Below are 21,722 nucleotides of genomic sequence, written 5' to 3' on the forward strand. Positions count from 1 at the left end.
ATGATCGGGATCTGCGCCTGACCAGGAGATTCCTCATGCAAGAACCCAACGCTGCAGCCGCCGGCCAGTTCCAGATCGGCGGCGACATCACGGTCAACCGCCTCGGCTTCGGCGCCATGCGCGTTACCGGCAAGGGCATCTGGGGCGAGCCGACCGATCCGGAGGGCGCCCGCGCCACCCTGCGCGCGTTGCCCGGACTGGGCGTCAACCTGGTCGACACCGCCGACAGCTACGGCCCGTTCGTGAGCGAGGACCTGATCCGCGAGGTGCTGCACCCGTACAAGGGCATGCTGATCGCCACCAAGGGCGGCCTGACCCGCCATGGCCCCGACGTCTGGGCGCCGGTGGGTCGGCCCGAATACCTGCGTCAGTGCGTACTGATGAGCCTGCGTCGTCTCGGTGTGGAGCGCATCGACCTGTGGCAGCTCCACCGTATCGACGCCAAGGTGCCGCGCGAGGAGCAATTCGAGGTCATCGCGCAGATGCGCAAGGAAGGGCTGATCCGCCACGTCGGCCTGAGCGAGGTTGGCGTGGAGGAGATCGAGGCGGCCCGCCGGCATTTCCCGGTCGCCACCGTGCAGAATCTCTACAACATGGCCAACCGCAAGAGCGAGGCGGTGCTGGACTATTGCGAGCAGCAAGGCATCGGTTTCATACCCTGGTACCCGTTGGCCGCCGGTGACCTGGCCGCTCCCGAATCGGTGCTCAGCCGCATCGCCCGGCGCCTGGGCGCCAGCAACGGACAGGTCGCGCTGGCCTGGCTGCTCAAGCGCTCGCCGGTGATGCTGCCGATTCCGGGGACCTCGAAGGTCGAGCACCTGCGCGAGAATGCGGGGGCGGCGCAGCTGGCGCTTTCCGATGAGGACTATCGGGCGCTGGAGGCGGCGGCGCGGTGATGGGCTTGCACGCATCCGCGAAGAGCGCCCCCATCCGCCTGTCGGCACCTTCCCCCGCGGTCGCGGGGGAAGGTGCCCGAAGGGCGGATGGGGGAAGCCTTGCGTTGAACCCGTCGCCCGCGTCTTATCCACCGCCAACCACAGCTTATCCACAGACTTATTGTCTCGTCGGCTGAGAGGCCGCCGCGTATCCTCGTCGCTCACGTGTCCGCCGCCGGCGGCGCGGCCGTCTGCGAGGAAACCGATCCATGTCCTTTGTCCCCGAGCGCAAGAGCGGCCACGGCTCCGCCATCGAGGCGCTGCGCGTGCCGCCGCACTCCATCGACGCCGAGCAGGCGGTGCTGGGCGGCCTGATGCTCGCGCCCGACGCGCTGGACAAGGTCGCCGACCGCCTGGGCGAGGGCGATTTCTACCGCAAGGACCACCGCCTGATCTGGCGCGCCATCAACGAGCTGGCCAACAAGGGCATGCCCTGCGATGCGGTGACGCTGGGTGACTGGTTCGAGGCCAACGACCTGGCCGAGATGGTCGGTGGCGCCAGCTACCTGATCGAGCTGGCCAACGCCACGCCCAGCGCGGCCAACATCGGCGCCTACGCGGACATCGTGCGCGAGAAGTCGATCCTGCGGCAGCTGATCGACGCCGGCACCGGCATTACCGAAGACGGTTACCGGCCCGAGGGCAAGAGCGTGCACGAGGTGCTGGAGAACGCCGAGCAGGCGGTCTTCAAGATCGCCGAGTCGGGCGCGCGCGGCAAGAAGGATTCGGTGTCCATGCGCGATGCCGTCAAGGACGCCTTCCGCCTGCTCACCGAGCGCTACGAGAACCGCGGCCAGCTCACCGGCATCTCCACCGGCTTCAACGACCTGGACGAACTCACCTCCGGCCTGCAGCCGTCGGACCTGATCATCGTCGCGGCGCGTCCCTCGATGGGCAAGACCGCCTTCTCGGTGAACATCGCCGAGGCCGCCGCGCTGCGTGGCAAGAAGGCGGTGGTGATCTTCTCGATGGAAATGTCCGCCTCGCAGCTGGCGCTGCGACTGATCTCCTCGATCGGCCGCATCCACGCCCAGCACCTGCGCAACGGCGACCTGTCCGAGGAGGACTGGCCGCGCGTGACCAATGCCATCGCGATCCTCTCCGAAGCGAAGATCTTCATCGACGACACCCCCGGCCTCTCGCCGGTGGAACTGCGCTCGCGCGCACGCCGCCTGCACCGCGAGCATGGCGGCCTGGGCCTGATCGTGATCGACTACCTGCAGCTGATGCAGGTGCCCGGAAACAAGGAGAACCGCGCCACCGAGATTTCAGAAATCTCCCGTTCACTCAAGGGCCTTGCCAAGGAGTTGAACGTGCCGGTGATCGCCCTGTCGCAGTTGAACCGCTCGCTGGAACAGCGCGCCGACAAGCGCCCGATGATGTCCGACCTGCGCGAGTCGGGCGCCATCGAGCAGGACGCGGACGTGATCATGTTCATCTACCGCGACGAGTACTACAACAAGGAATCGCCCGACAAAGGTCTGGCCGAAATCATCATCGGCAAGCAACGAAACGGTCCGACCGATACGGTGAAGCTGACCTTCCTGGGGCACTACACGAAGTTCGAGAATTACGCGGCCGACTCGTTCGTGGGATCGTTCGATTGATGGCGGGGAATGGGGAATCGTCAATCGCGAATGGCAAAAGCGGGCCGCTTTGTCCTTGCTCTCAACGATTCGCCATTAACGATTCCCGATTCCCGTACATCAAATGAGCCGCACCACGACCGCCACCATTCACCTAGGCGCCCTGCGCCACAACCTCGCCCGCATCAAGGCGATGGCCGCCCCGGCGCGCGTCATGGCCGTCGTCAAGGCCGACGCCTACGGCCATGGGCTGGAGCGTGTCGCGCGTGCACTCGATAGCGAGGCCGAATGCTTCGCGGTGGCCGCGCTGGGCGACGGATTGCGCCTGCGCGCGGCCGGCCATCGCCAGCGTATCGTGGTGCTGTCGGGGCCCGACCAGCCCGGTGACATCGCCGAGATGCAACGCCTGCAACTGGATGCAGCGATCCATCATGAGGCGCAGTTGCACTGGCTGGCCGAGGCCCGCCCGGGGCGCGGCCGACTGCGCGTGTGGCTGAAGATCGACAGCGGCATGCACCGCCTGGGTTTCGCCCCCGAGTGCGTGGCCGGCGTGCACGCGCGGCTGGCCGCGATGCCCGGGCTGGATCCGGAGATCGGACTGCTTAGCCATTTCTCCGACTCGGAAGTCTTCGATGGCGAACAGACCCGCGCGCAGATCGAGCGCTTCGCCGAGGCGACCCGCGGACTGGACGGCCCACGTTCGCTGTCCAATTCCGCTGCCGTACTCGGCTGGCCGCAGGCGCGCGCCGACTGGGTGCGTACCGGCGGGCTGCTGTACGGGCTGTCGGTCGTCGACGACAAGAGTGGCGCGGATTTCGGCTTCCGTCCCGCGATGACGCTGGCCACGCGGCTGATCGCCATCAACCGCATCGGCCAGGGCGAGTCCATCGGCTACAACGGCACCTGGACCTGTCCGGAAGACATGCCCGTCGGCGTCGCTGCCGTCGGCTACGGGGACGGCTATCCACGCAGCGCCGCCAGCGGCACGCCGGTGCTGGTCGGCGACACCCGCGTGCTGCTGATCGGCCGGGTCTCGATGGACCTGATCACGCTGGACCTGCGCGGCGCGCCGCAGGCGAAGGTAGGCGATCGCGTCACGCTGTGGGGCGATCGCCTGCCGGTGGAGACCATCGCCCGCCACGCCGGCACGATCAGCTACGACCTCACCTGTGGCATGACCCGCCGCGTGCTGTTCGTCGAAGACGAGGCCTGAACCGCCTGCGGCGTGCCATGTGGGAGCGCACCCTGTGCGCGACCGCCATGCCCGACCATGCCGCGCGGTCGCGCACAGGGTGCGCTCCTACAGGTGACACCGGCGCTTGCCGTCTCGCCCCCTGCGAGCAGGCCGGGCTAAGCTCATCGCCCTCGACTGTCCGGAATTCCCCCATGGCCAAGGCCAAGACCGCCTACGTCTGCACCGATTGCGGTGCCGAACACTCCAAATGGCAGGGCCAATGCGTCGAATGCGGCGTCTGGAACACGCTGAGCGAGGTGGTGCTGGCGCCCGCGACCACGGCGAAGGCTTCGGTCGGCGCGCAGCGCTCCAGCTACGCCGGCAACGCGGCGGGCGCTGCCAAGGTCACGCCGCTGACAGCAGTGGCGCTGACCACCGAGGCACGCACGCACACCGGCATCGGGGAACTCGATCGGGTGCTGGGCGGCGGCCTGGTGCAGGGCTCGGTCGTGCTGATCGGTGGCGATCCGGGCATCGGCAAGTCCACGCTGCTCTTGCAGATGCTCGGCACGCTGGGCGCGCACCTGGCCAGCGTGTACGTCACCGGCGAGGAGTCGCTCTCGCAGGTGGCGGCCCGCGCGCAGCGCCTGGGTCTGCCGCTGGAGCCCTTGCAGGCGCTGGCGGAGACGTGCATCGAACGCATCCTCGAACAGGCGATCACCACGCGCCCGCACGTGCTGGTGATCGACTCCATCCAGACCATCTGGACCGAGCTGCTCACCGCAGCCCCCGGTTCGGTCAGCCAGGTGCGCGAGTCGGCGGCCAAGTTGACGCGGTTCGCCAAGGAAACCGGCACCTCCGTGTTCCTGGTCGGTCACGTCACCAAGGAAGGCGGCATCGCCGGTCCCCGCGTGCTCGAACACATGGTCGACGCGGTGCTGTACTTCGAGGGCGAGTCGGGCAGCCGCTTCCGGGTGCTGCGCGCGTTCAAGAACCGCTTTGGCGCAGTCAACGAACTGGGCGTGTTCGCCATGTCCGACAAGGGTCTGCGTGAGGTGCCCAACCCGTCGGCGATCTTCCTCTCCGCGCACTCGGGACCGACCTCTGGCAGCGCCGTGATGGTCACCCGCGAGGGCACCCGGCCGCTGCTGGTCGAGGTGCAGGCGCTGGTCGACCAGAGCTCGCTGGGCAACCCGCGCCGCGTGGCGCTGGGCCTGGAACAGAACCGCCTGGCCATGCTGCTGGCCGTGCTGCACCGCCACGGCGGCGTGGCGGCCTACGACCAGGACGTGTTCGTCAACGTGGTCGGCGGCATCCGCGTGCAGGAAACCGCGGCCGACCTCCCGGTGCTGTTGGCAGTGCTCTCCTCGCTGCGTGACCGCCCGCTGCCGGACAAGACCATCGCCTTCGGCGAGGTCGGCCTCTCCGGCGAGATCCGCCCGGTGCCCAACGGCGAGGAACGCCTGAAGGAGGCGGCGACCCACGGCTTCCGCCGCGCCATCGTGCCCAAGGCGAACGCGCCGAAGAAGGGCAAGGTGGGCGAGATGGAAGTCATCGGTGTGGAGCGCCTGTCCCAGGCCATCGACGCCTGTCGCGACGCCTGAGCCGGCGGCCGGCTTTCGCGCGCGGCCGATCACTCGGTGACGGTGGTGCCCTCGCCGGGCAGGGTCCCGCCAGCCCGAATGGCCTGGATGAAGGTCGCCACTTCACGCACGAGCAGTTCCGGGCGCTCGAAATGGATGTAGTGCCCGCTGCCCTTGGCGATGATGCGGCGGTTGTGCGTGGACAGCTGCTTGATGTCCTCCTGCATGGCTTCATGGATGCGCTGGCTCTGTTGCCAGTCCCGCAGACACGTAAGCGGGCAGCTGGTGCGGGGGCGGCGAATGCGGATCCCGCGAGAAGACAAGTACGGGCAGCTCGCCGAACGGGTTGTTTCGCGCCGGTTCGACGGGCGACGGCCGCAGCGCCGCGGATTCGCGCGCCCAGGTCGTGACATAGGACGGCCTGCAGGCGTCCGCGCGCCAGAGGTTCGCGGTGGCCCCGAAACCGGGCGGCGGTGTCGTGCATTCCCCCAGTGCGCGCGGTATGCCCAACGCGATCATGGTCTTGAACAGCGCACGCTGGAACGGCCCATGCTCGCCCAGTGCGCGTACCGCGGCGGGTATCCGGCGGTCCAGCCCTGGCGTGGTGGCATCCACGAAGACCAGTCCGCCCACGTCCTGTGGGAAGCGGGCGGTATAGGCGCGGATGTGCAGGCCGCCGGCGGAATGCCCCATCAACACCAGCGGACCGCTGATGCCGGCTGCGGCCAGCAGCGCGTGCAGTTGGCCGGCCATGTGATCGGGGTCGCGCGCTCCGGGAACGGCCTCACTCAGCCCAGGCCGGCGCGGTCGTACGAACACACGCGCGTGACTCGTGAAAGGGCGGGTTGAACCTTGCCCCACACCAGAAAGCTTTCTGCCAGGCCCGACTCGAGGATGACGGTCGGCGAGCCGGTTCCGCTGCAATAGAGATGCATCCGGTAGCCATCGACCGTGTACAGCCGTCCGGGTGGCGGATAGGTCTGGCGCAGACGACGGATCGCCATCGCGTTGTACAGCGCGCCGGCCCCGGCCAGCAGCACAACCAATATCGTCAGGCCCAGCACGGCCCGCCGGATCACGCGGCGCAGTCGGCCGGTGGTCGCTCGGTTTTCCTGCATGCGGTTTCCTCCGCCATCTGGTCGGATGGACTGTAGAGGGAGGCGCAGGCGATCCGGGTCGGGGTGCGGCCGGCCGGTGGCTGGATGCGGAGAGTCGGGCGCCCTTGCGAACGGCGATCGGTATCGGCTACAGCCGCGGCACCGGCCGGTGCAGGACCAGCTCCAGCACGAACTTCGAGCCGAAGAACGCCAGCACCAGCACCGCCATGCCGATCAGGGTGAGGTTGACCGCGCGACGCCCGCGCCAGCCGAAGCGCCAGCGCCCGTAGAGCAGCACGCCGAACACCAGCCACGCGACGATCGACAGCACCGTCTTGTGCACCAGGTGCTGGCCGAACAGGTTGCCCACGAACAGCGCGCCGGTGATCAGCGTCAGGGTGAGCAGTGCGAACCCCGCCCCGATCACCCGGAACAGCAGCGTCTCGGTCAGCGTCAGCGGCGGCAGCGCGCGCAGCCACGGCCCGAACTGACGGTGGCGCAGGCCGCGTTCCTGCACCGCCAGGCCCAGTGCCAGCACCGCGGCGATCGACAGCAGGCTGAAGGCCACCAGTGCCACCGTCACGTGCAATTTGATCTGCCAGTCCATCGCCACCGGCATGGTCGCTGGCGCCAGGAAACTGTCGATCGCCACGAGCAACGCCGCCAACGGAAATACCACCACGCCCAGCGCGGCGACCGGCCGGCTCAGGTTGACGAACAGGGTCAGTGCCGACACCACGCAGGCAACCAGCGAAAGCGCGGCGAAGAAGTGCAGGTCCAGCGCGCCGCGGTGCATGCCCAGCAGCACGCCCGCGTGCGCCAGCACGGCCAGCATCGCCACCGCGAGGGCAGGGCGCTGCCAGGCGACCGACGGTGTGGCTGCCTGGTGCCGGAACAGCGGCCACGCCAGCAGGCCGGAGGCGAGCAGGTAGCAGGCGATGGCGAAGATCGAGAGGGCAGGCAACATGGCGTGCAAGTGTGGCATAGCCCCCGGCCCGGGTGAACGCGGTCGCGACGGGCCGAGGGGACCGCGCCCGAAACCGGGGACCGTGCCGGAAGTCGGGTTGAGATATTTAGAAAACTATCTAAATATATGCGCCATCGAAGCACGGGCAGATCCATGAAGCAGCAGGAAGTCTTCAAGGCCATGGCCGACCCCACCCGCCGCGCCATCCTCAAGCGGCTGCAAGGCGGGGCGTTGAGCGCCGGCGAGATCGGCGCGGACTTCGACATCACGCCGGCCTCGCTGTCGCACCATTTCGCGGTGCTCAAGCAGGCCGATCTGGTGCGCACCGAACGGCGCGGCCAGTACATCGTCTATTCGTTGAACAGCACCGTGTTCGAGGACCTCGCCCGGATGCTGATGGATCTGTTCCCCGCCACGCCCAAATCCGGAGGCAAGCGATGAAACCCTCACGCACAGTGATCGTGTCGGGCCTGTTCGTGCTGATCGCGGCGGTCGTGGGCTTGTGGGCCTATCCGCGCCTTCCCGCGCTGGTGCCCACGCACTGGGATCTCCATGGCCAGCCCAACCGGTGGACGCCGCGGTTCTGGTCGGCGTTCCTGCCGGCGATGCTGCTGGTGGGCATCGCGCTGCTTGCGGCGTTGCTGCCGCGGATCGCGCCGCGCCAGTTCGAGTCACCTTCCAGCGTCAGGGTGTTCGACATCGCGATGCTTGCGACCCAGGCGGCCGTGCTGGTGATCGACCTGTCGATCCTGCTGGGCAGCGCCGGCCATCCGCTGCCGGTCGTACCCATCGCGCTGGTCACGCTGGGCGTGTTGTTCATGGTGATCGGCAATTACATGGGCAAGTTGCGCCGCAATGCCTTCATCGGCATCCGCACGCCCTGGACGCTTTCCAGTGACGTGGTGTGGGAGCGCACTCATCGCATCGGTGGCTGGGTCGTGCTGCTCGGTGGCCTTGGCGCGGTGATCAGCGCGCTGGCGGGTGCGCCGCACTGGCTGCCGATCGGCCTGCTCGTCCTGGCGTGCCTGGCGCCGGTTGCCTATTCGTACTGGATCCATCGCAGGCTTGTATCGCGCGATTGATCGTCATGCCGCGCTGCGGTGCCTGTTGCAGAAGGAGATTGCCCATGTTGTTGCGAACCACTGTCCTGGCCGCGCTCGGCTCCGCGGCGCTGCTTTGTTCCGGTCACGCGCTGGCCGAGTCGCCCTCGGCGGCGTGCGGCATCCGTACGACGGCCATGGCCGAGGCCCTCGGTCACGGCGATTTCGCCAAGGCGGTCGCGGATTTCACTCCGGAGCTGGCGGGCAAGCTCGATGCCAAGGCGCTCGGGCAGGCCTGGGCCTCACTGCAGTCGCAATCGGGCGCCTACCGCAGCCACGCGACGCCTCTGGTGCGGGCCAATGTCATGAGCACCGATCTGGTCTTCGCCAAGGGCACGCAAGTCATGCTGACCCGATGCGACCCGCAGGACCGGATCGAAACCGTGCGTATCATGCCCAAGGCCGTGGCGGGGTTGCTTTCGCGCGCGGTCAAGCCGCACCCGGAACAGCCGCACGCGCTGGCCGGTGGCGGGCGCGTGCTGCGACTGGACGTGCCCTCGCCGGCGGGTCCCCTGTTCGGGGCGCTCACGCTGCCGTCCGGCGAGGGGCCGTTCCCGGCGGTCGTGCTGGTGTCCGGTTCGGGCGACAACGACCGCGACGAGCTGATTGGCCCCAACCGGCCGTTCAAGGACATCGCCGAAGGCCTGGCTCGCATGGGTATCGCCTCGCTGCGCTATGACAAGCGCAATTTCGACTACAACCAGACCTGGGGCGACAAGAGCGGGCGTGTGATCGACTCGGAAGTTACCGACGATGCCGTGACCGCGGCGCGCGTGTTGGCCAAGCAGCCGCACATCGACGCCCGCCGCGTGTTTGTGGTCGGCCACAGTCTGGGCGCCATGATGGCGCCGCGCATCGGTCGTCGCGATCCGCAACTGGCCGGACTGGTGCTGATGGCCGGGCCGGCGCGGCACATCCTCGACGCGCTCGAACAGCAGGCGCGGGAGCAGTCGGTTCGCGCCGGTCTGTCGGCCGAGGACGTCCAGAAAAATGTCCAGGCCGTCATCGACGAGAAGGCCCTGCTGGCCAAGGTCGGGCCAGATGAAGATGCGCCCGCGGGGAACTTCAACAACGCACCGCAGACCTACTGGCTGAGCTGGCAGCGGGTCGATCCGGTGGCCGATGCGCGAGCGCTGTCGATACCAATGCTCTTCCTCCAGGGCGCAAGCGATTTCCAGGTGTCGCCCACGCTGGATTTCGGGCGATGGAAACAGCTGCTGGGCCAGCGTGACGGCACCGTCTTCCACCTGTATCCGGGCCTGAGCCACCTGTTCATGCCCGCGGGCAAGACCGGCACCATCGCCGACTACACGAAGCCGGCGGCGGTCGATCCCAAGGTCATCGCTGACCTGGCGACGTGGATCAAGGCCCAGCCCGCGCGGGAAAAAGCAGCCAACGCGGCACCGTAAACCGGGCTTGCGGCGGTCGGCTTGCGCCCGCCGCCGCGAACCGCCCCCCGGGGCGGCTATAATCTGGTGTTTCCCTCTGTCGTGCCGATCCCATGTTCGAGTCGCTCAGCCAACGCCTTTCCGCCACCGTCAACCGCCTGCGCGGTCGCGGTCGGCTGACCGAGGAAAACATCCGCGAGTCCCTGCGCGAGGTGCGCATCGCCCTGCTGGAAGCGGACGTCGCGCTGCCGGTGGTGCAGGCGCTGATCGAACGGGTGAAGGTGCGCGCGGTCGGCCAGGAAGTGCTCAAGAGCCTGTCGCCCGGCCAGGCGCTGGTGAAGGTGGTCAGCGAGGAGCTGACCAAGGTCATGGGGACGGCCAACGCCGAGCTCAGCCTTGCCCAGCAGCCGCCCGCGGTGGTGCTGATGGCTGGCCTGCAGGGCGCGGGCAAGACCACCACGGTGGCCAAGCTTGCCCGCTTCCTGACCGAGCGCAAGAAAAAGAAGGTGATGGTGGTCAGCTGCGACGTCTACCGTCCGGCCGCCATCGAGCAGCTGCGCACGCTGGCCGAGCAGGTCGGCGTGAAGTTTTTCCCGTCCGAGGCGGGGCAGAATCCGGTCGACATCGCCAAGGCCGCGATCGCCGCGGCCCGCCGCGAAGTGGTCGACGTGCTGCTGGTCGACACGGCCGGCCGCCTGCACATCGATGAAGCGATGATGGGCGAGATCAAGGCGCTGCATGCCGCGATCACGCCGGTCGAGACGCTGTTCGTGGTCGACTCGATGACCGGCCAGGACGCGGCTACCACCGCCAAGGCGTTCAGCGAGGCGCTGCCGCTGACCGGCGTGGTGCTGACCAAGACCGACGGCGATGCCCGTGGCGGTGCCGCGCTGTCGGTGCGCTACATCACCGGGCGACCGATCAAGTTCCTGGGCGCCGGCGAGAAGACCGATGCGCTGGAACCCTTCCACCCGGACCGGCTTGCCCAGCGCATCCTGGGCATGGGCGATGTGCTCTCGCTGGTGGAGGAGGTCGAGCGCAAGGTCGACCAGGAAAAGGCGCAGCAGCTTGCCCAGAAGGTAATGAAGGGCAAGCGCTTCGACCTCAACGACATGCGCGACCAGCTTGAGCAGATGAACAACATGGGCGGTCTGGCCGGCCTGATGGACAAGCTGCCGGGCGTAGCCAACCTGCCCGACAACGTCAAATCGAAGGTCAACGACAACGAGATCAAGCGCATGGTCGCGATCATCGGTTCGATGACCAAGAAGGAACGTCGCCATCCCGATCTGCTCAACGGCTCGCGCCGCGCCCGCGTGGCGCGCGGTTCGGGCACCCAGCCGGCCGACGTCAACCGCCTGCTCAAGCAGTACATGCAGATGGAGAAGATGATGTCCAAGCTCTCCAAGGGCGGCACCAAGGGCCTTTTGCGGCAGATGCGCGGGGCCATGAAGGGCATGGGCGGGATGGGCGGCGGCTTCCCGCCGATGCGGTGAGGCTTGCCTCCGGGCTTGCCATCAACGCGCGTCATTCCCGCGATGGGGGGGGGCGGTTCGGGCTTCGCGCCTGAGAAGCAAGACGGATTCCCGCTTCGGCGGGAATGACGCCCGGCAGGGCGACCATCTTTCGGGGGCGCTGCCTTTGCAGGGCTTCCCTTTTACCAAAAATCCACTAAAATGCCGCGTTTACCGCGCGCGGATCCCGTGCGTGCTGCCGGCGCGGCCGGCACCTCTGGAGCTTTTACTTATGGTCAAGATTCGTCTTTCGCGCGGTGGCGCCAAGGGCCGCCCGTTCTACCACGTCGTCGTGACCGACCAGCGCAACAAGCGCGACGGTCGCAGCATCGAGAACGTGGGCTTCTACAACCCGGTCGCCTCCGGCAAGGACAAGCGTCTCGAGCTCAACGTCGAGCGCGTGAACGAGTGGGTGGGCAAGGGTGCCCAGCTGACCGACAAGGTCGCCGCCCTGCTCAAGGAAGCCGGCAAGCAGCAGGCTGCTGCCTAAGCATGGATACAGCCGGTCGGCGCGTCCTGGTCGGACGCATCGTCGGGCTGTACGGCGTGCAGGGCTGGCTCAAGATCGAATCCTGGACCGAGCCCCGCACGCAGATCTTCAAGTACCAGCCCTGGCTGCTCGAAAAGGCGCCGGGCGAGGCGATGGAGGTCGGCGGCATCAACGGACGTCCGCAGGGCAAGGGGCTGATCTGCCAACTGCCCGGCGTGGACGACCGGGAGGCTGCGGCAGCGCTGGTGGGACTGGATATCCATGTCGCCCGCGAACTGCTGCCGCCGCCGGCCAAGGGCGAGTATTACTGGGTCGACCTCGAGGGGCTTGAGGTCGTCACCACCGAAGGGGTGTCGCTGGGACGGGTGAGCCACCTGTTCGCCACCGGCGCCAATGACGTGGTGGTGGTGAGGGACGGCACGCGCGAGCGGCTGGTGCCCTTCGTCCAGGGGACTTACGTGCGTTCGGTGGACTTGTCCGGCGGGCGCATGGTGGTGGACTGGGATCCGGAGTTCTAGCAAGGCGAGGGATCCGATGCGCATCGATGTCGTCACGCTGTTTCCCGACTTCATGCGCCAGTGCGCCGCCGTCGGTGTAGTGGGTCGCGCGCAGCAGCGGCAGTTGCTGCAGGTGGAAACCTGGAACCCGCGCGACTACGCCACCGACAATTACCGCACCGTGGACGGCCGCACCTGCGGCGGCGGACCCGGGATGGTGATGCTGATCGAACCCTTGCGGGCGGCCCTTAAGGCCATGCGCGAGGCGGCGCCGGAACCGGCGCACGTGATTTATCTCAGCCCGCAGGGAGCGCGGCTGACGCAGGGCAGGGTGGAGGCGCTGGCGACATTGCCGCGCATCGCCTTGCTCTGCGGGCGTTACGAGGGTGTGGATGAACGCCTGCTGGCGCACGAGGTCGACGAGGAGCTCTCCATCGGCGATTATGTGCTGTCCGGGGGCGAGCTGGGCGCCGCGGTGATCATCGACGCGGTCGGCCGGTTGCAGGAGGGCGCGTTGAATGACGCGCAATCCGCCGAGCAGGATTCGTTCTCGAACGGACTGCTCGACTGTCCGCACTACGCGAAGCCGGTGCATGACGCACTGGGTGACGTGCCGGACGTGCTGCTTTCCGGCGACCACGCGGCGATCCGCCGCTGGCGCCTGAAGCAGTCGCTGGGACGGACCTGGCTGCGAAGGCCCGACCTTTTGGCGCAATGCGCGCTGGACAAAGCGTCCCGCGCATTGCTGGAAGAATTCCGCCGCGAGCATTCGCGGCACGACGAAGCGGCCGTCAAGCCGCAGTAATTGCAAATTTCAATCAGGTGTTGCCATGAACAAGATCATCGAACAGTTCGAAGCCGAGCAGATCACCCGCCAGCTGCCGGAATTCGGCCCCGGCGACACCGTGGTGGTCAACGTCAAGGTGAAGGAAGGCAACCGCGAGCGCGTGCAGGCCTTCGAGGGCATCGTCATCGCCAAGCGCAGCCGCGGCCTGCATTCGGCCTTCACCGTGCGCAAGATTTCGCACGGCACCGGCGTGGAGCGCGTGTTCCAGGCGCACAGCCCGGCGATCGATTCGGTGCAGGTCAAGCGCAAGGGCAAGGTGCGCGGCGCCAAGCTGTACTTCCTGCGTGGGCTGGAAGGCAAGGCTGCCCGCATCAAGGAAGACATCGCCGCCGTGTCGGCCGCCAAGGCGGCCGCCAAGGCTGCTGCCGCCGCCGAGTAAGGGCTGCGTAACGATCCGCGCAAAAACCCCGCGGAGCGATCCGCGGGGTTTTTGTTTGCACCGGTGAAAGTCGGGAGCCCTGCAGGAGCGCACCCTGTGCGCGACCGCCATGCCGCAGCCCATCCGCGTCGCGCACGTGGTGCGCTCCTGCCGATCAGCCAGTCGCCCTGCTACATCAACCGCTGCGGTTCCTGCAGGAAGTTGCCCTGCACGAAATCCACGCCGCAGGCGAACAGCAGCGAGGTGCTGGTCGCATCCTCGACCCACTCGGCCACGGTCAGTCGCTTCATCTCGTGCGCCTGCACGCAGATCTCCCCGATCTTCTTCTGGTTCTCGGGATGCTGCGGCAGCTGGTTCATGTAGGTACGGTCGATCTTCAGGTAGTCGGCGTCGATGTGGGTCAGCAACTGGAACGAATTGAGGCCCGAGCCGAACTGCTCCAGCGCGAAGCGCCCGCCCATCTTCTTCCAGCGGGTGATGAACTCCTGCGCCGGGCGCAGCAGCGTCACCACCTTGCTCTCGGTCATCTCCAGCACGATCTGGCCCTGGCGCAGCCCGGCGCGCTTGAGCCGGTCCTCCAGCCAGGGCAGGAACGCGGCGTCCTGCATCGACTGGGCAGTGAGCTTGACGAAGAAGGTCGTCTGCACGCCCTGGCCGTCGCGCGCCTTGAGCATCTCGATCGCACGGTTGAGTACCCAGCGATCGATCGCCGGGGTCAGGCCGTGCTTTTCGGCGATCGGCATGAAGAAGCCGGGCAGCACCTCGCCCTGCGGGCCGTTCATGCGCAGCAGGACCTCGGAGTATTCGCCCTCGGCGTCCTGCAGGCTGATCGTGTGCTGGTGGTAGAGCACGAAGTTGTCCTGCTCCAGCGCCTGCTTGAGCAGCTGCAGCCAGTAACGCTCGCGCTCCTCCTCGGCCTTCTCGCGGGCGGCCGGGTCATGCAGTTCGCTGCGGCCGCCGCCCTGGCTCTGCGCGTTGCGCAGCGCCTGGCTGGCCTGGTTGAGCAGCAGCTCGGCGTTGGCGTTCTTCTCGCCCAGCAGGCTGCCGCCGATGCTGGCGGTGACCGTGATGGAGCGGGTGCCGGCATCGAAAATGTCGCTGGCGATGGACTGCAGCACGCCTTCGATCCACTGCTTGATCGCCTCGTCGCTACGCGACTGAAGCATCACGCCGATGGTGTGCTCGGCCAGCAGGCCGGCCGTGTCGGTCTCGCCCAATAGCGCGCTGATGCGGCCCGCGAACGCCGCCAGCAGCTCGTCGGCCTGGCCCAGGCCGATGCCGGCGACGATGGTCTGCCAGTTGTCCGGCTCGATCAGCAGCAGGGTCTGGCCCTTCTTGCCCTTGGCCGCGGCGGCCACTGACTCGTCAATGGTCTCCAGCGTGCGGGCGCGGTTGAACAGGCCGGTGACCGGGTCGCGTTGCAGTTGTTCGATCAGCGCCGGGTCGACCTGCTGACGGCGGAACACGATCTGCAGGCAAGGTTCGCCCTCGAAGGTGGCGCCAGCGAATTCGACCGTGGCCTTGAAGGTGCTGGCGTCGGCGCGCCGCGCCTGCAGCTCGACCTGGTTGGACGCCTTTTCCTTGCGCGAATGGGCGCGCAGGAGTCCCTTGAAGGCTTCGGCATCTGCCGTGCCGATCATGTCCAGCACCGGCAGGCCGAGCAGGTCGTCGAACTCCTCGTAGCCGAAGGTTTCCAGGTAGGCGCGATTGGCGCGCACGTGCATGCCTTCATGCACGTAGGCGATGGGATCGGTGGAGGAATCGAGCAGGGCGTCGCAGCGGCGCTCGGACTCGCGCAGGGCGGCTTCCAGCAGGCGTACCTGGCGGCGCGTGTGCAGCGACTCGAACTCGCGCTGCAGCACCGCGATCAGTTGCTTGGGCTGGGTCCGCAGCGCGGTGCCGCGCACGCCGCCGGCGAACATTTCGGCCACGCTCTGGGTGTCGAGCTGGTTGACCAGCGCCAGCAGTGCCACGTCGCGGCCGTGCGCGTCCAGCAGGTGGGCGACCTCGCGCAGCTCCAGGCCGGCAGCCGGGTCGAACAGCACGATGTCCGGCTCCAGCTCGTCCAGTGCCGTCCGCACCTGGTCGGCCTGGGTCGCCCGCGCCGGGCGTACCGCGATGCCGGCGTTGCGCAGCAGGCTGATGATCTGTTCGGCATCCTCGACGGACTTTTCGACGAAGAGGATCTTGATGACGGAGTCTTTTTTCATTGAGCCCTGGCGGCTGCCCGTGGATCGGCGGGGTCGCTGGCGCCCCTCGCCGCGACCGGAAGGCGAGCCGGTTCCAGCCGTTCACCCTCCATCCACGGTTTGTAACGGATTCCCCCCGAGAGCGCCAGCGGCAAGTCACACAAAGGCAACACCCGCCTCATCCGACCCGTCGCATCGTCACAGCGGGCGCTTGGAAGCATCCCCGGCGATTTCGCGCACCAGCCGGGGTACCAGGTAGCCGGGGAGGCGCTGGCGCAGGTCCTCGACCAGGGCCAGGGCGCGCGCGTCGTCCACCTCGAAATGGGCGGCACCCTGCACGCGGTCCAGCTGGTGCAGGTAGTAGGGCAGCACGCCGGCGGCGAACAGCCGCTCGGATAGCGCCGCCAGCGTGTCGGCCTCATCGTTGATCCCGCGCAGCAGCACCGACTGGTTGAGCAGCGTGGCGCCGGCCTGGCGCAGGGATGCGCAGGCAGTGTCCACGCTGCTGTCGAACTCGTTGCCATGGTTGGCGTGCAGCACCACGACTTTCTGCAGCGGCAACGCCTCCAGCCAGGCCAGGAACGGCCTGTCGATGCGCTCGGGCAGCACCACCGGCAGGCGGGTGTGGATACGCAGGCGGGTCACCTGCGGTAGGTCTGCCAGGCCACGGCCGAGCTCTTCCAGCTTCGAGGTCGCCAGGGCGAGCGGGTCGCCGCCGGACAGGATCAGCTCACTGATCGACGGGTCGGCCTTCAGATGGGCCAGCGCCTGCTTCCATTGTCCGGCCGCGGCGATCTCCTCGCCGTAGGGGAAGTGCCGGCGGAAGCAATAGCGACAGTTGATCGCGCAACTGCCGCTGGCGATCAGCAATGCACGGCCGTGGTACTTGTGCAGCACGCCCTGCGCCTCGCGCGAGGCCAGGTCGCCCACCGCATCGGCGACGAAGCCGGGCACGTGGTCCAGTTCGGCCAGTTGCGGCAGAACCTGCAGCAGCAGCGGGTCGCCAGCATCTCCCGGGCGCATGCGCGCCACGAAGCCGCGCGGCACCCGCAGCGCGAAGCCGGCGTCGGCCGGCGGCAGCCGGTCGGCCAGGTGCGCCAGCCCCACGGCCCCCAGCAACTCGCCGGCGTCGGTGATCGCGTCCCGCCACAGCTCGCGCCAGTCGGGGGTGGTCGGCGATAGGCGGGCGGCGGGGCTTGCGGTTATCATGGTGGGCCTTGAGGCGGGCTTCGGGCCCGTGCAAACCCCTATTTTAGCCGCCGGAACGGCGGTGTTTACCTCTGGAGCAGAAAGCGCATGGCGACCGCCGGTCTCAACGACGTCAAGAAGGGTATGAAGATCCTTCACAACAACGATCCGTGGGTCATCACCGACGCCGACTTCATCAAGCCCGGCAAGGGCCAGGCGTTCACCCGCATCTTCATCCGCAACCTGAAGACGGGCCGCACCACCGAGCAGACGATGAAGTCGTCCGACTCCTTCGAGGTCGCCGACGTCACCGACACCGACATGCAGTTTCTGTACTCCGACGGCGAGTTCTGGCACTTCATGCAGCAGGAAAGCTTCGAGCAGCACCAGGCCACGAAGGCGGGCGTGGGCGATGCGGCGAAGTGGCTCAAGGGCGAGGAAGAGTGCGTGGTGACGCTGTTCAACGGCGAGATCATCACCGTGCAGGCGCCGAACTTCGTCGAGCTGAAGATCACCGAGACCGACCCGGGCGTCCGTGGTGACACCTCCGGCGGCGGCGGCAAGCCGGCCACGCTGGAAACCGGCGCCGTGGTGCGCGTGCCGCTGTTCGTGGGCACCGACGAGGTGATCAAGGTCGACACCCGCACCGGCGAATACGTCAGCCGCGTCGGCAAGTAAGCGCAGGCTGCAGCAAACCGACGGCACGGCAGCGCAGGCGCCGTGCCGTTTTCGTTCCAACGCCACACGAGACCCCGATGATTCCAACCGCCACCGAGATCGACCTCCTCATCGAAGCCCGCTGGGTCGTTCCCGTGGAGCCGCACGCGGTGGTGCTGGAACATCACGCGGTGGCGGTCGACGGCGGCCAGATCAAAGCCGTACTGCCGATCGCGCAGGCGCGCGAGGTCTACGCGCCGCGCGAGCGGGTGCAGCTGACCGAGCACGCGCTGATTCCCGGCCTGGTCAACAGCCACACGCACAACCCGATGACGTTGCTGCGTGGGCTGGCCGACGACCTGCCGCTGATGACCTGGCTGCAGCAGCACATCTGGCCGGCCGAGGCGAAGGTGATCGGCGCGGAGTTCGTGCGCGACGGCGTGGAACTGGCGGTCGCCGAAATGCTGCGCGGCGGCACCACTTGCGCCAACGAGAACTACTTCTTCCCTGACGTGATCGGCGCGACCTACCGGCGGCTGGGCTTTCGTGCCGTGGTCGGCCTGCCGGTGATCGAATTTCCCACCGCCTGGGCCAAGAGCCAGGACGAATACTTCGAGCGCGCCAGCGAAGTGCACGACAGCTTCCGTGGCGACAGTCTGGTCGGTACGGCGTTTGCGCCGCACGCGCCCTACACGGTCTCGGACGAGAGCTTCGAGCGCATCCGTGTGCTGGCCGACCAGCTCGACATCCCGGTCCACCTGCACTTGCACGAGACCGCGCACGAGGTGGAGGAAGAAAAGAAGAAATCCGGCCTGCGCCCGTTCCAGCGCCTGCAGAAGCTGGGCCTGGTCAACGACCGGTTGATCGCGGTGCACATGACACAGCTGACCGAGGGCGAGATCACCGTCTGCGCGGACGCAGGCGTGTCGGTGGTGCACTGCCCCGAGTCGAACCTCAAGCTCGCCTCCGGGTTCTGTCCGGCGGAAAAGTTGCGCCGCGCCGGTGTCAACGTGGCGATCGGCACCGACGGCTGCGCCTCCAACAACGATCTGGACATGGTCGGCGAGATGCGCACGGCGGCTATCCTGGCCAAGGCGGTCGCTTCCGACGCTGCGGCATTCGATGCGGCGTATGCGCTGCGCGCGGCCACGCTCAACGGTGCCAAGGCGATCGGCCTGGACGCCCGCATCGGCTCGATCGAGCCAGGCAAGCAGGCCGATCTCGCGGCCGTGCGGCTGAGCGATATCGAGACACAGCCGCTGTTCCACGTTGCTTCGCAGCTGGCCTACGCGGCCGGGCGCCACCAGGTGACTGACGTATGGATCGCCGGCCGCCGCAAGCTCGCCGGGCGCGAGCTGGTCGACCTCGAACCAGCGGCGATCCTGGCCAAGGCACACGCCTGGCGCGAGCGCATCGCCGCGTTTTCGTAAGGAGGACGCATGAACGTCTATCTGGTCATGGTCATGCGCCGCCCGCAGTTCGACCCGGCTGTGGTGCCGGCGCACCAGCGCTTCCTCGTCGAACTGCGTACGGAAGGCCGCGTGGAGCGCTCGGGCCCGTTCGGCGACAAGTCCGGCGGCGCCTACCTGCTGCACGCGACGGACCTGGCCGAGGCGCAAGCCATCGCCCATCGCGACCCTACGCACGTCAGCGGCGGTTGGGACGTGACCGTGTACGAATGGCAGGCGCACTAGCCGCCCCTCACTCGAAGGAGCCCGCATGCGGGTGATGCCCTGGCTTCAAGGCGCGTCGAAAGAGCATCACCCGCAAGCGAGCTCCTACAAAAGTCTGCGCACGTAAGGACTGTTCCATGACCGACACCACCACCAACGTCAGCCCCGACGAAATCGCCCGCTTCGACAAGCTGGCCGCCCGCTGGTGGGATCCGGACGGCGAATCGCGCCCGCTGCATGACCTGAACCCGGTGCGGGCCGCCTACGTCGCTGCCCGCGTGGACCTGCGCGATGCGAAGGTTGCCGACGTCGGCTGCGGTGGCGGTCTGCTGAGCGAGGCGCTGGCCCGCAACGGTGCGAGGGTCACCGGCATCGACCTGGGCGAGAAAGTCATCGAGGTGGCGAAGCTGCACCTGTTCGAGTCGGAACTGCAGCTCGACTACCGCGTGCAGTCCTCCGCTGCACTCGCCGCCAACGAGCCGGAAAGCTTCGACGCGGTCTGCTGCATGGAGTTGATCGAGCACGTGCCCGACCCCGTCGCGCTGGTGACCGACCTGGCTGCGATACTCAAGCCGGGCGCACGCCTGTTCATGTCCACCCTCAACCGCACGCCGGCCGCGTTCGGCGCGGCGATCCTCGGCGCGGAGTACGTGATGCGCCTGCTGCCGCGTGGCACCCATCACTACGCGCAATTCCTCAAACCCTCGGAACTGGGTCGTCTGCTGCGCCATGCGGGCCTGGAACTGGAGGACGTGTCGGGCCTGGCCTACAACCCGCTCACGCGCAAGGCCTCGCTGAGCCGCATCACGGCGGTCAACTACCTGTTGTGTGCGCGCAAGCCGGCATGAAACCGCTGCCGAACATCATCGAAGGGGTGTTGTTCGACCTCGACGGCACGCTGCTCGACAGCGCCCCGGACCTCTACGCCGCGCTCGAGCGCCAGTGCGGGGAAGAGGGCACGCCGGTGCCCCCTTATGCGCCGGTGCGCGAGGTGGTCTCGCGTGGCGCGCGGGCGGTATTGCGATGCGCCTTCGGCGACCAGGGCGAACCGGCGGTGGAAGCCCGCGTGGAGCGCTATCTGGCGCTGTACGAAGAGGTGATGGGCCAGGCCACGCGCCCGTTCGACGGTATCGAGCCAATGCTCGCCCAGCTCGAAACCGCCGGCGTGCGCTGGGCCATCGTCACCAACAAGGCTGGCTTCCTCACTGACGAACTGCTCAAGCGGATCGGCTGGGAGGGCCGTGCGGCGGCGGTGGTCAGCGGCGACACCCTCCCGGTGAAGAAGCCCGATCCGGCACCCGTGCGCCTGGCCTGCGAGCGCGCGGGCGTCGACCCGGCACGCAGCTTGTTCGTCGGCGACGACCGCCGCGACGTCATGGCCGGCGCCGCCGCCGGGCTGTACACCGTAGCGGTGGCCTGGGGCTACCTCGACGGCGGCAATCCGCACGAATGGAACGCCGACGCCGTGCTCGACACGCCTCACCAGTTCGCCCAATGGCTGCGCCACGGCCAGGCGGTGGCGTGATGGACGCCGGTCACAACGCCCTGCAGAGCTACGTCGACAAATGGCTGGCCGCGCAACCGGCGCAGCGCGTGGCGCTGGCGTTCGTCGATCCCGCGCGCTACCCGGGCCACATTGCACTGGCCGCATTGGAGCAGGAATGGCTTGCTGCCGCCTACGGCATCCGCGAAGCGCATGTGGCTGCCACCAAACTCAACTGGTGGGCGGAGGAGCTGGCCAACGCCGCGGAAACCGGCGGACGCCATCCGCTGACCCAGGTGCTGTTCGACGATGAGCGTGCCTCGCGCGTGGGCAGTGAGCGCTGGCTGGCCCCGGTGCTGGCGGCGATGGCCCAGCTGGAAGAGGGAACCGCGTCCGACTTCGGCGCCCAGTTGGCGGCCGCCTCGCCCTTGCACGGTGCGCTGGCTGCGCTGGAGACCGCTTGGTGGTTCGGCGAGGCGGCCTCGCCCGAGCGTGCGGCCCGGCTTGCCGCGCTGAGCCATCTGCTGCATGCGCTGCGCCGCCTGGATGACGATGTCGAACGCGACCGCTTGCCATTGCCGATGGCGTCGCTGGCGCGCCATGGTCTGAGCCGCGACCAGTTGCGCCGCGCCGGCGCTGCACGCAACGCGGCCGTACGCGACCAGTTGGGCGAGCTCGCGGCCAGCTGGCGCGAGGCCTCGCGACTGCCTGGCCCGCTCAGCGTGTTCCGCGCAATCGAGTCGCGCGAGGGCGAGCGCTTGAGTCGGCATGCGACCGGGGCCGCCGAGCCGTTGCAGGCGCTGCAGCGCGCCCGCCCGTCCGGCGGCCTGGCGACGACATGGGCCGCCTGGCAGGCTGCGCGACGCTGGCGTCGTGCGGGCGCCGCCTGACCCAACCACGAGCGCGGTTCCATGCACTCAACACAGTGTTTCCGCAGCATGCCTGTTGCCCCCGCGCGCGCTGCCCCAAAATAGA

General features: G+C 68.0%; 24 protein-coding genes. 18 read left to right on the forward strand and 6 right to left on the reverse strand.

All coding sequences use genetic code 11. From position 1 onward, the window contains the following. Window positions 1-35: 35 nt before the first annotated feature. From J7I44_RS12235 to radA, 4 genes are all read left to right on the forward strand, one after another. Window positions 36-896 carry an aldo/keto reductase gene (locus J7I44_RS12235; RefSeq protein ID WP_209621101.1) on the forward strand — a complete coding sequence of 287 codons (861 nt, stop codon included), beginning with the start codon at window positions 36-38 and terminating at the stop codon, window positions 894-896. A 248-nt stretch (window positions 897-1,144) separates the two neighbouring features. Continuing rightward, the gene (locus J7I44_RS12240; protein WP_209621104.1) at window positions 1,145-2,542 is read left to right on the forward strand and encodes a replicative DNA helicase; all 1,398 of its coding nucleotides are present in this window, start codon (window positions 1,145-1,147) and stop codon (window positions 2,540-2,542) included. A gap of 103 nt (window positions 2,543-2,645) precedes the next feature. Further along, window positions 2,646-3,734 carry an alanine racemase gene (alr, locus tag J7I44_RS12245; protein WP_209621107.1) on the forward strand — a complete coding sequence of 363 codons (1,089 nt, stop codon included), beginning with the start codon at window positions 2,646-2,648 and terminating at the stop codon, window positions 3,732-3,734. A gap of 173 nt (window positions 3,735-3,907) precedes the next feature. Continuing rightward, window positions 3,908-5,299 carry a DNA repair protein RadA gene (radA, locus tag J7I44_RS12250; RefSeq protein WP_209621111.1) on the forward strand — a complete coding sequence of 464 codons (1,392 nt, stop codon included), beginning with the start codon at window positions 3,908-3,910 and terminating at the stop codon, window positions 5,297-5,299. Between the two features lie 29 nt (window positions 5,300-5,328). Here radA and J7I44_RS12255 read toward each other — a convergent pair whose 3' ends face one another. From J7I44_RS12255 to J7I44_RS12270, 4 genes are all read right to left on the reverse strand, one after another. Beyond that, the gene (locus J7I44_RS12255) at window positions 5,329-5,505 is read right to left on the reverse strand and encodes an alpha/beta fold hydrolase (protein WP_209621114.1); all 177 of its coding nucleotides are present in this window, start codon (window positions 5,503-5,505) and stop codon (window positions 5,329-5,331) included. A gap of 4 nt (window positions 5,506-5,509) precedes the next feature. Continuing rightward, entirely contained in the window at window positions 5,510-6,031 is a 522-nt protein-coding gene (locus tag J7I44_RS12260) for an alpha/beta fold hydrolase (protein WP_342451979.1), read from the reverse strand. A gap of 35 nt (window positions 6,032-6,066) precedes the next feature. Then, complete coding sequence (locus J7I44_RS16990) at window positions 6,067-6,396, reverse strand: hypothetical protein (RefSeq protein WP_209621120.1); 330 nt, start codon at window positions 6,394-6,396, stop codon at window positions 6,067-6,069. A 127-nt stretch (window positions 6,397-6,523) separates the two neighbouring features. Beyond that, the gene (locus J7I44_RS12270) at window positions 6,524-7,342 is read right to left on the reverse strand and encodes a cytochrome C assembly family protein (protein WP_245188144.1); all 819 of its coding nucleotides are present in this window, start codon (window positions 7,340-7,342) and stop codon (window positions 6,524-6,526) included. Between the two features lie 153 nt (window positions 7,343-7,495). Here J7I44_RS12270 and J7I44_RS12275 point away from each other — a divergent pair, with 153 nt between their 5' ends. The 8 genes from J7I44_RS12275 to rplS all read left to right on the forward strand — a co-directional run bounded on the left by J7I44_RS12275 (window position 7,496) and on the right by rplS (window position 13,557). After that, window positions 7,496-7,783, forward strand: a complete 288-nt coding sequence (locus tag J7I44_RS12275) for an autorepressor SdpR family transcription factor (RefSeq protein WP_209621122.1) — start codon at window positions 7,496-7,498, stop codon at window positions 7,781-7,783. After that, complete coding sequence (locus J7I44_RS12280; protein ID WP_209621124.1) at window positions 7,780-8,424, forward strand: SdpI family protein; 645 nt, start codon at window positions 7,780-7,782, stop codon at window positions 8,422-8,424. Before J7I44_RS12275 ends, J7I44_RS12280 begins: the two co-directional genes overlap by 4 nt. Before the next feature lie 44 nt (window positions 8,425-8,468). Then, entirely contained in the window at window positions 8,469-9,851 is a 1,383-nt protein-coding gene (locus J7I44_RS12285; RefSeq protein WP_209621126.1) for an alpha/beta hydrolase, read from the forward strand. Window positions 9,852-9,943: 92 nt separating this feature from the next. Beyond that, window positions 9,944-11,326 carry a signal recognition particle protein gene (gene ffh, locus J7I44_RS12290; protein ID WP_209621129.1) on the forward strand — a complete coding sequence of 461 codons (1,383 nt, stop codon included), beginning with the start codon at window positions 9,944-9,946 and terminating at the stop codon, window positions 11,324-11,326. A 250-nt stretch (window positions 11,327-11,576) separates the two neighbouring features. Beyond that, window positions 11,577-11,834: a 30S ribosomal protein S16 gene (rpsP, locus tag J7I44_RS12295; protein ID WP_091333189.1), complete on the forward strand. Its 258-nt coding sequence runs from the start codon at window positions 11,577-11,579 to the stop codon at window positions 11,832-11,834. Window positions 11,835-11,836: 2 nt separating this feature from the next. Beyond that, window positions 11,837-12,352 carry a ribosome maturation factor RimM gene (gene rimM, locus J7I44_RS12300; RefSeq protein WP_209621130.1) on the forward strand — a complete coding sequence of 172 codons (516 nt, stop codon included), beginning with the start codon at window positions 11,837-11,839 and terminating at the stop codon, window positions 12,350-12,352. Between the two features lie 16 nt (window positions 12,353-12,368). Continuing rightward, window positions 12,369-13,136, forward strand: a complete 768-nt coding sequence (gene trmD / locus J7I44_RS12305) for a tRNA (guanosine(37)-N1)-methyltransferase TrmD (protein ID WP_209621132.1) — start codon at window positions 12,369-12,371, stop codon at window positions 13,134-13,136. A gap of 25 nt (window positions 13,137-13,161) precedes the next feature. Then, complete coding sequence (gene rplS, locus J7I44_RS12310; protein ID WP_209621135.1) at window positions 13,162-13,557, forward strand: 50S ribosomal protein L19; 396 nt, start codon at window positions 13,162-13,164, stop codon at window positions 13,555-13,557. A 170-nt stretch (window positions 13,558-13,727) separates the two neighbouring features. Here the strand turns inward: rplS and J7I44_RS12315 are convergent, their stop codons facing one another. Together J7I44_RS12315 and epmB are read right to left on the reverse strand one after the other, a co-directional pair. After that, window positions 13,728-15,767: an EAL domain-containing response regulator gene (locus J7I44_RS12315; protein ID WP_209621138.1), complete on the reverse strand. Its 2,040-nt coding sequence runs from the start codon at window positions 15,765-15,767 to the stop codon at window positions 13,728-13,730. A gap of 177 nt (window positions 15,768-15,944) precedes the next feature. Then, window positions 15,945-16,955, reverse strand: a complete 1,011-nt coding sequence (gene epmB, locus J7I44_RS12320; protein WP_209621141.1) for an EF-P beta-lysylation protein EpmB — start codon at window positions 16,953-16,955, stop codon at window positions 15,945-15,947. 87 nt (window positions 16,956-17,042) lie between these two features. On the opposite strand from epmB, the gene efp reads away from it, so the two are divergent. The 6 genes from efp (at window position 17,043) to J7I44_RS12350 (ending at window position 21,637) form a co-directional block, all read left to right on the forward strand. Then, complete coding sequence (gene efp / locus J7I44_RS12325; RefSeq protein WP_209621144.1) at window positions 17,043-17,612, forward strand: elongation factor P; 570 nt, start codon at window positions 17,043-17,045, stop codon at window positions 17,610-17,612. Between the two features lie 77 nt (window positions 17,613-17,689). Beyond that, window positions 17,690-19,021, forward strand: a complete 1,332-nt coding sequence (locus tag J7I44_RS12330; RefSeq protein WP_209621147.1) for a TRZ/ATZ family hydrolase — start codon at window positions 17,690-17,692, stop codon at window positions 19,019-19,021. Between the two features lie 9 nt (window positions 19,022-19,030). Next, window positions 19,031-19,285 carry a YciI family protein gene (locus J7I44_RS12335; RefSeq protein WP_209621149.1) on the forward strand — a complete coding sequence of 85 codons (255 nt, stop codon included), beginning with the start codon at window positions 19,031-19,033 and terminating at the stop codon, window positions 19,283-19,285. A gap of 116 nt (window positions 19,286-19,401) precedes the next feature. After that, window positions 19,402-20,112 (forward strand): bifunctional 2-polyprenyl-6-hydroxyphenol methylase/3-demethylubiquinol 3-O-methyltransferase UbiG, encoded by a 711-nt coding sequence (ubiG, locus tag J7I44_RS12340; RefSeq protein ID WP_209621152.1) that lies wholly within the window; start codon window positions 19,402-19,404, stop codon window positions 20,110-20,112. Then, on the forward strand, window positions 20,109-20,789 hold the full coding sequence (gph, locus tag J7I44_RS12345) for a phosphoglycolate phosphatase (RefSeq protein WP_209621155.1): 681 nt from the start codon (window positions 20,109-20,111) through the stop codon (window positions 20,787-20,789). The genes ubiG and gph overlap by 4 nt, the downstream gene beginning before the upstream one ends. Further along, the gene (locus J7I44_RS12350) at window positions 20,789-21,637 is read left to right on the forward strand and encodes a squalene/phytoene synthase family protein (RefSeq protein ID WP_209621158.1); all 849 of its coding nucleotides are present in this window, start codon (window positions 20,789-20,791) and stop codon (window positions 21,635-21,637) included. Before gph ends, J7I44_RS12350 begins: the two co-directional genes overlap by 1 nt. Window positions 21,638-21,722: the final 85 nt, after the last annotated feature.

The organism is Frateuria flava (genome assembly GCF_017837635.1).
Lineage (GTDB): Bacteria > Pseudomonadota > Gammaproteobacteria > Xanthomonadales > Rhodanobacteraceae > Frateuria_A > Frateuria_A flava.

Excerpts from the sequence above, each read along its gene's own strand:
- J7I44_RS12235 (WP_209621101.1), top strand. The coding sequence starts at position 36 with ATGCAAGAACCCAACGCTGCAGCCGCCGGCCAGTTCCAGATCGGCGGC.
- J7I44_RS12240 (WP_209621104.1), top strand. The coding sequence starts at position 1,145 with ATGTCCTTTGTCCCCGAGCGCAAGAGCGGCCACGGCTCCGCCATCGAG.
- alr (WP_209621107.1), top strand. The coding sequence starts at position 2,646 with ATGAGCCGCACCACGACCGCCACCATTCACCTAGGCGCCCTGCGCCAC.
- radA (WP_209621111.1), top strand. The coding sequence starts at position 3,908 with ATGGCCAAGGCCAAGACCGCCTACGTCTGCACCGATTGCGGTGCCGAA.
- J7I44_RS12255 (WP_209621114.1), bottom strand. The coding sequence starts at position 5,505 with ATGCAGGAGGACATCAAGCAGCTGTCCACGCACAACCGCCGCATCATC.
- J7I44_RS12260 (WP_342451979.1), bottom strand. The coding sequence starts at position 6,031 with ATGGCCGGCCAACTGCACGCGCTGCTGGCCGCAGCCGGCATCAGCGGT.
- J7I44_RS16990 (WP_209621120.1), bottom strand. The coding sequence starts at position 6,396 with ATGCAGGAAAACCGAGCGACCACCGGCCGACTGCGCCGCGTGATCCGG.
- J7I44_RS12270 (WP_245188144.1), bottom strand. The coding sequence starts at position 7,342 with ATGTTGCCTGCCCTCTCGATCTTCGCCATCGCCTGCTACCTGCTCGCC.
- J7I44_RS12275 (WP_209621122.1), top strand. The coding sequence starts at position 7,496 with ATGAAGCAGCAGGAAGTCTTCAAGGCCATGGCCGACCCCACCCGCCGC.
- J7I44_RS12280 (WP_209621124.1), top strand. The coding sequence starts at position 7,780 with ATGAAACCCTCACGCACAGTGATCGTGTCGGGCCTGTTCGTGCTGATC.
- J7I44_RS12285 (WP_209621126.1), top strand. The coding sequence starts at position 8,469 with ATGTTGTTGCGAACCACTGTCCTGGCCGCGCTCGGCTCCGCGGCGCTG.
- ffh (WP_209621129.1), top strand. The coding sequence starts at position 9,944 with ATGTTCGAGTCGCTCAGCCAACGCCTTTCCGCCACCGTCAACCGCCTG.
- rpsP (WP_091333189.1), top strand. The coding sequence starts at position 11,577 with ATGGTCAAGATTCGTCTTTCGCGCGGTGGCGCCAAGGGCCGCCCGTTC.
- rimM (WP_209621130.1), top strand. The coding sequence starts at position 11,837 with ATGGATACAGCCGGTCGGCGCGTCCTGGTCGGACGCATCGTCGGGCTG.
- trmD (WP_209621132.1), top strand. The coding sequence starts at position 12,369 with ATGCGCATCGATGTCGTCACGCTGTTTCCCGACTTCATGCGCCAGTGC.
- rplS (WP_209621135.1), top strand. The coding sequence starts at position 13,162 with ATGAACAAGATCATCGAACAGTTCGAAGCCGAGCAGATCACCCGCCAG.
- J7I44_RS12315 (WP_209621138.1), bottom strand. The coding sequence starts at position 15,767 with ATGAAAAAAGACTCCGTCATCAAGATCCTCTTCGTCGAAAAGTCCGTC.
- epmB (WP_209621141.1), bottom strand. The coding sequence starts at position 16,955 with ATGATAACCGCAAGCCCCGCCGCCCGCCTATCGCCGACCACCCCCGAC.
- efp (WP_209621144.1), top strand. The coding sequence starts at position 17,043 with ATGGCGACCGCCGGTCTCAACGACGTCAAGAAGGGTATGAAGATCCTT.
- J7I44_RS12330 (WP_209621147.1), top strand. The coding sequence starts at position 17,690 with ATGATTCCAACCGCCACCGAGATCGACCTCCTCATCGAAGCCCGCTGG.
- J7I44_RS12335 (WP_209621149.1), top strand. The coding sequence starts at position 19,031 with ATGAACGTCTATCTGGTCATGGTCATGCGCCGCCCGCAGTTCGACCCG.
- ubiG (WP_209621152.1), top strand. The coding sequence starts at position 19,402 with ATGACCGACACCACCACCAACGTCAGCCCCGACGAAATCGCCCGCTTC.
- gph (WP_209621155.1), top strand. The coding sequence starts at position 20,109 with ATGAAACCGCTGCCGAACATCATCGAAGGGGTGTTGTTCGACCTCGAC.
- J7I44_RS12350 (WP_209621158.1), top strand. The coding sequence starts at position 20,789 with ATGGACGCCGGTCACAACGCCCTGCAGAGCTACGTCGACAAATGGCTG.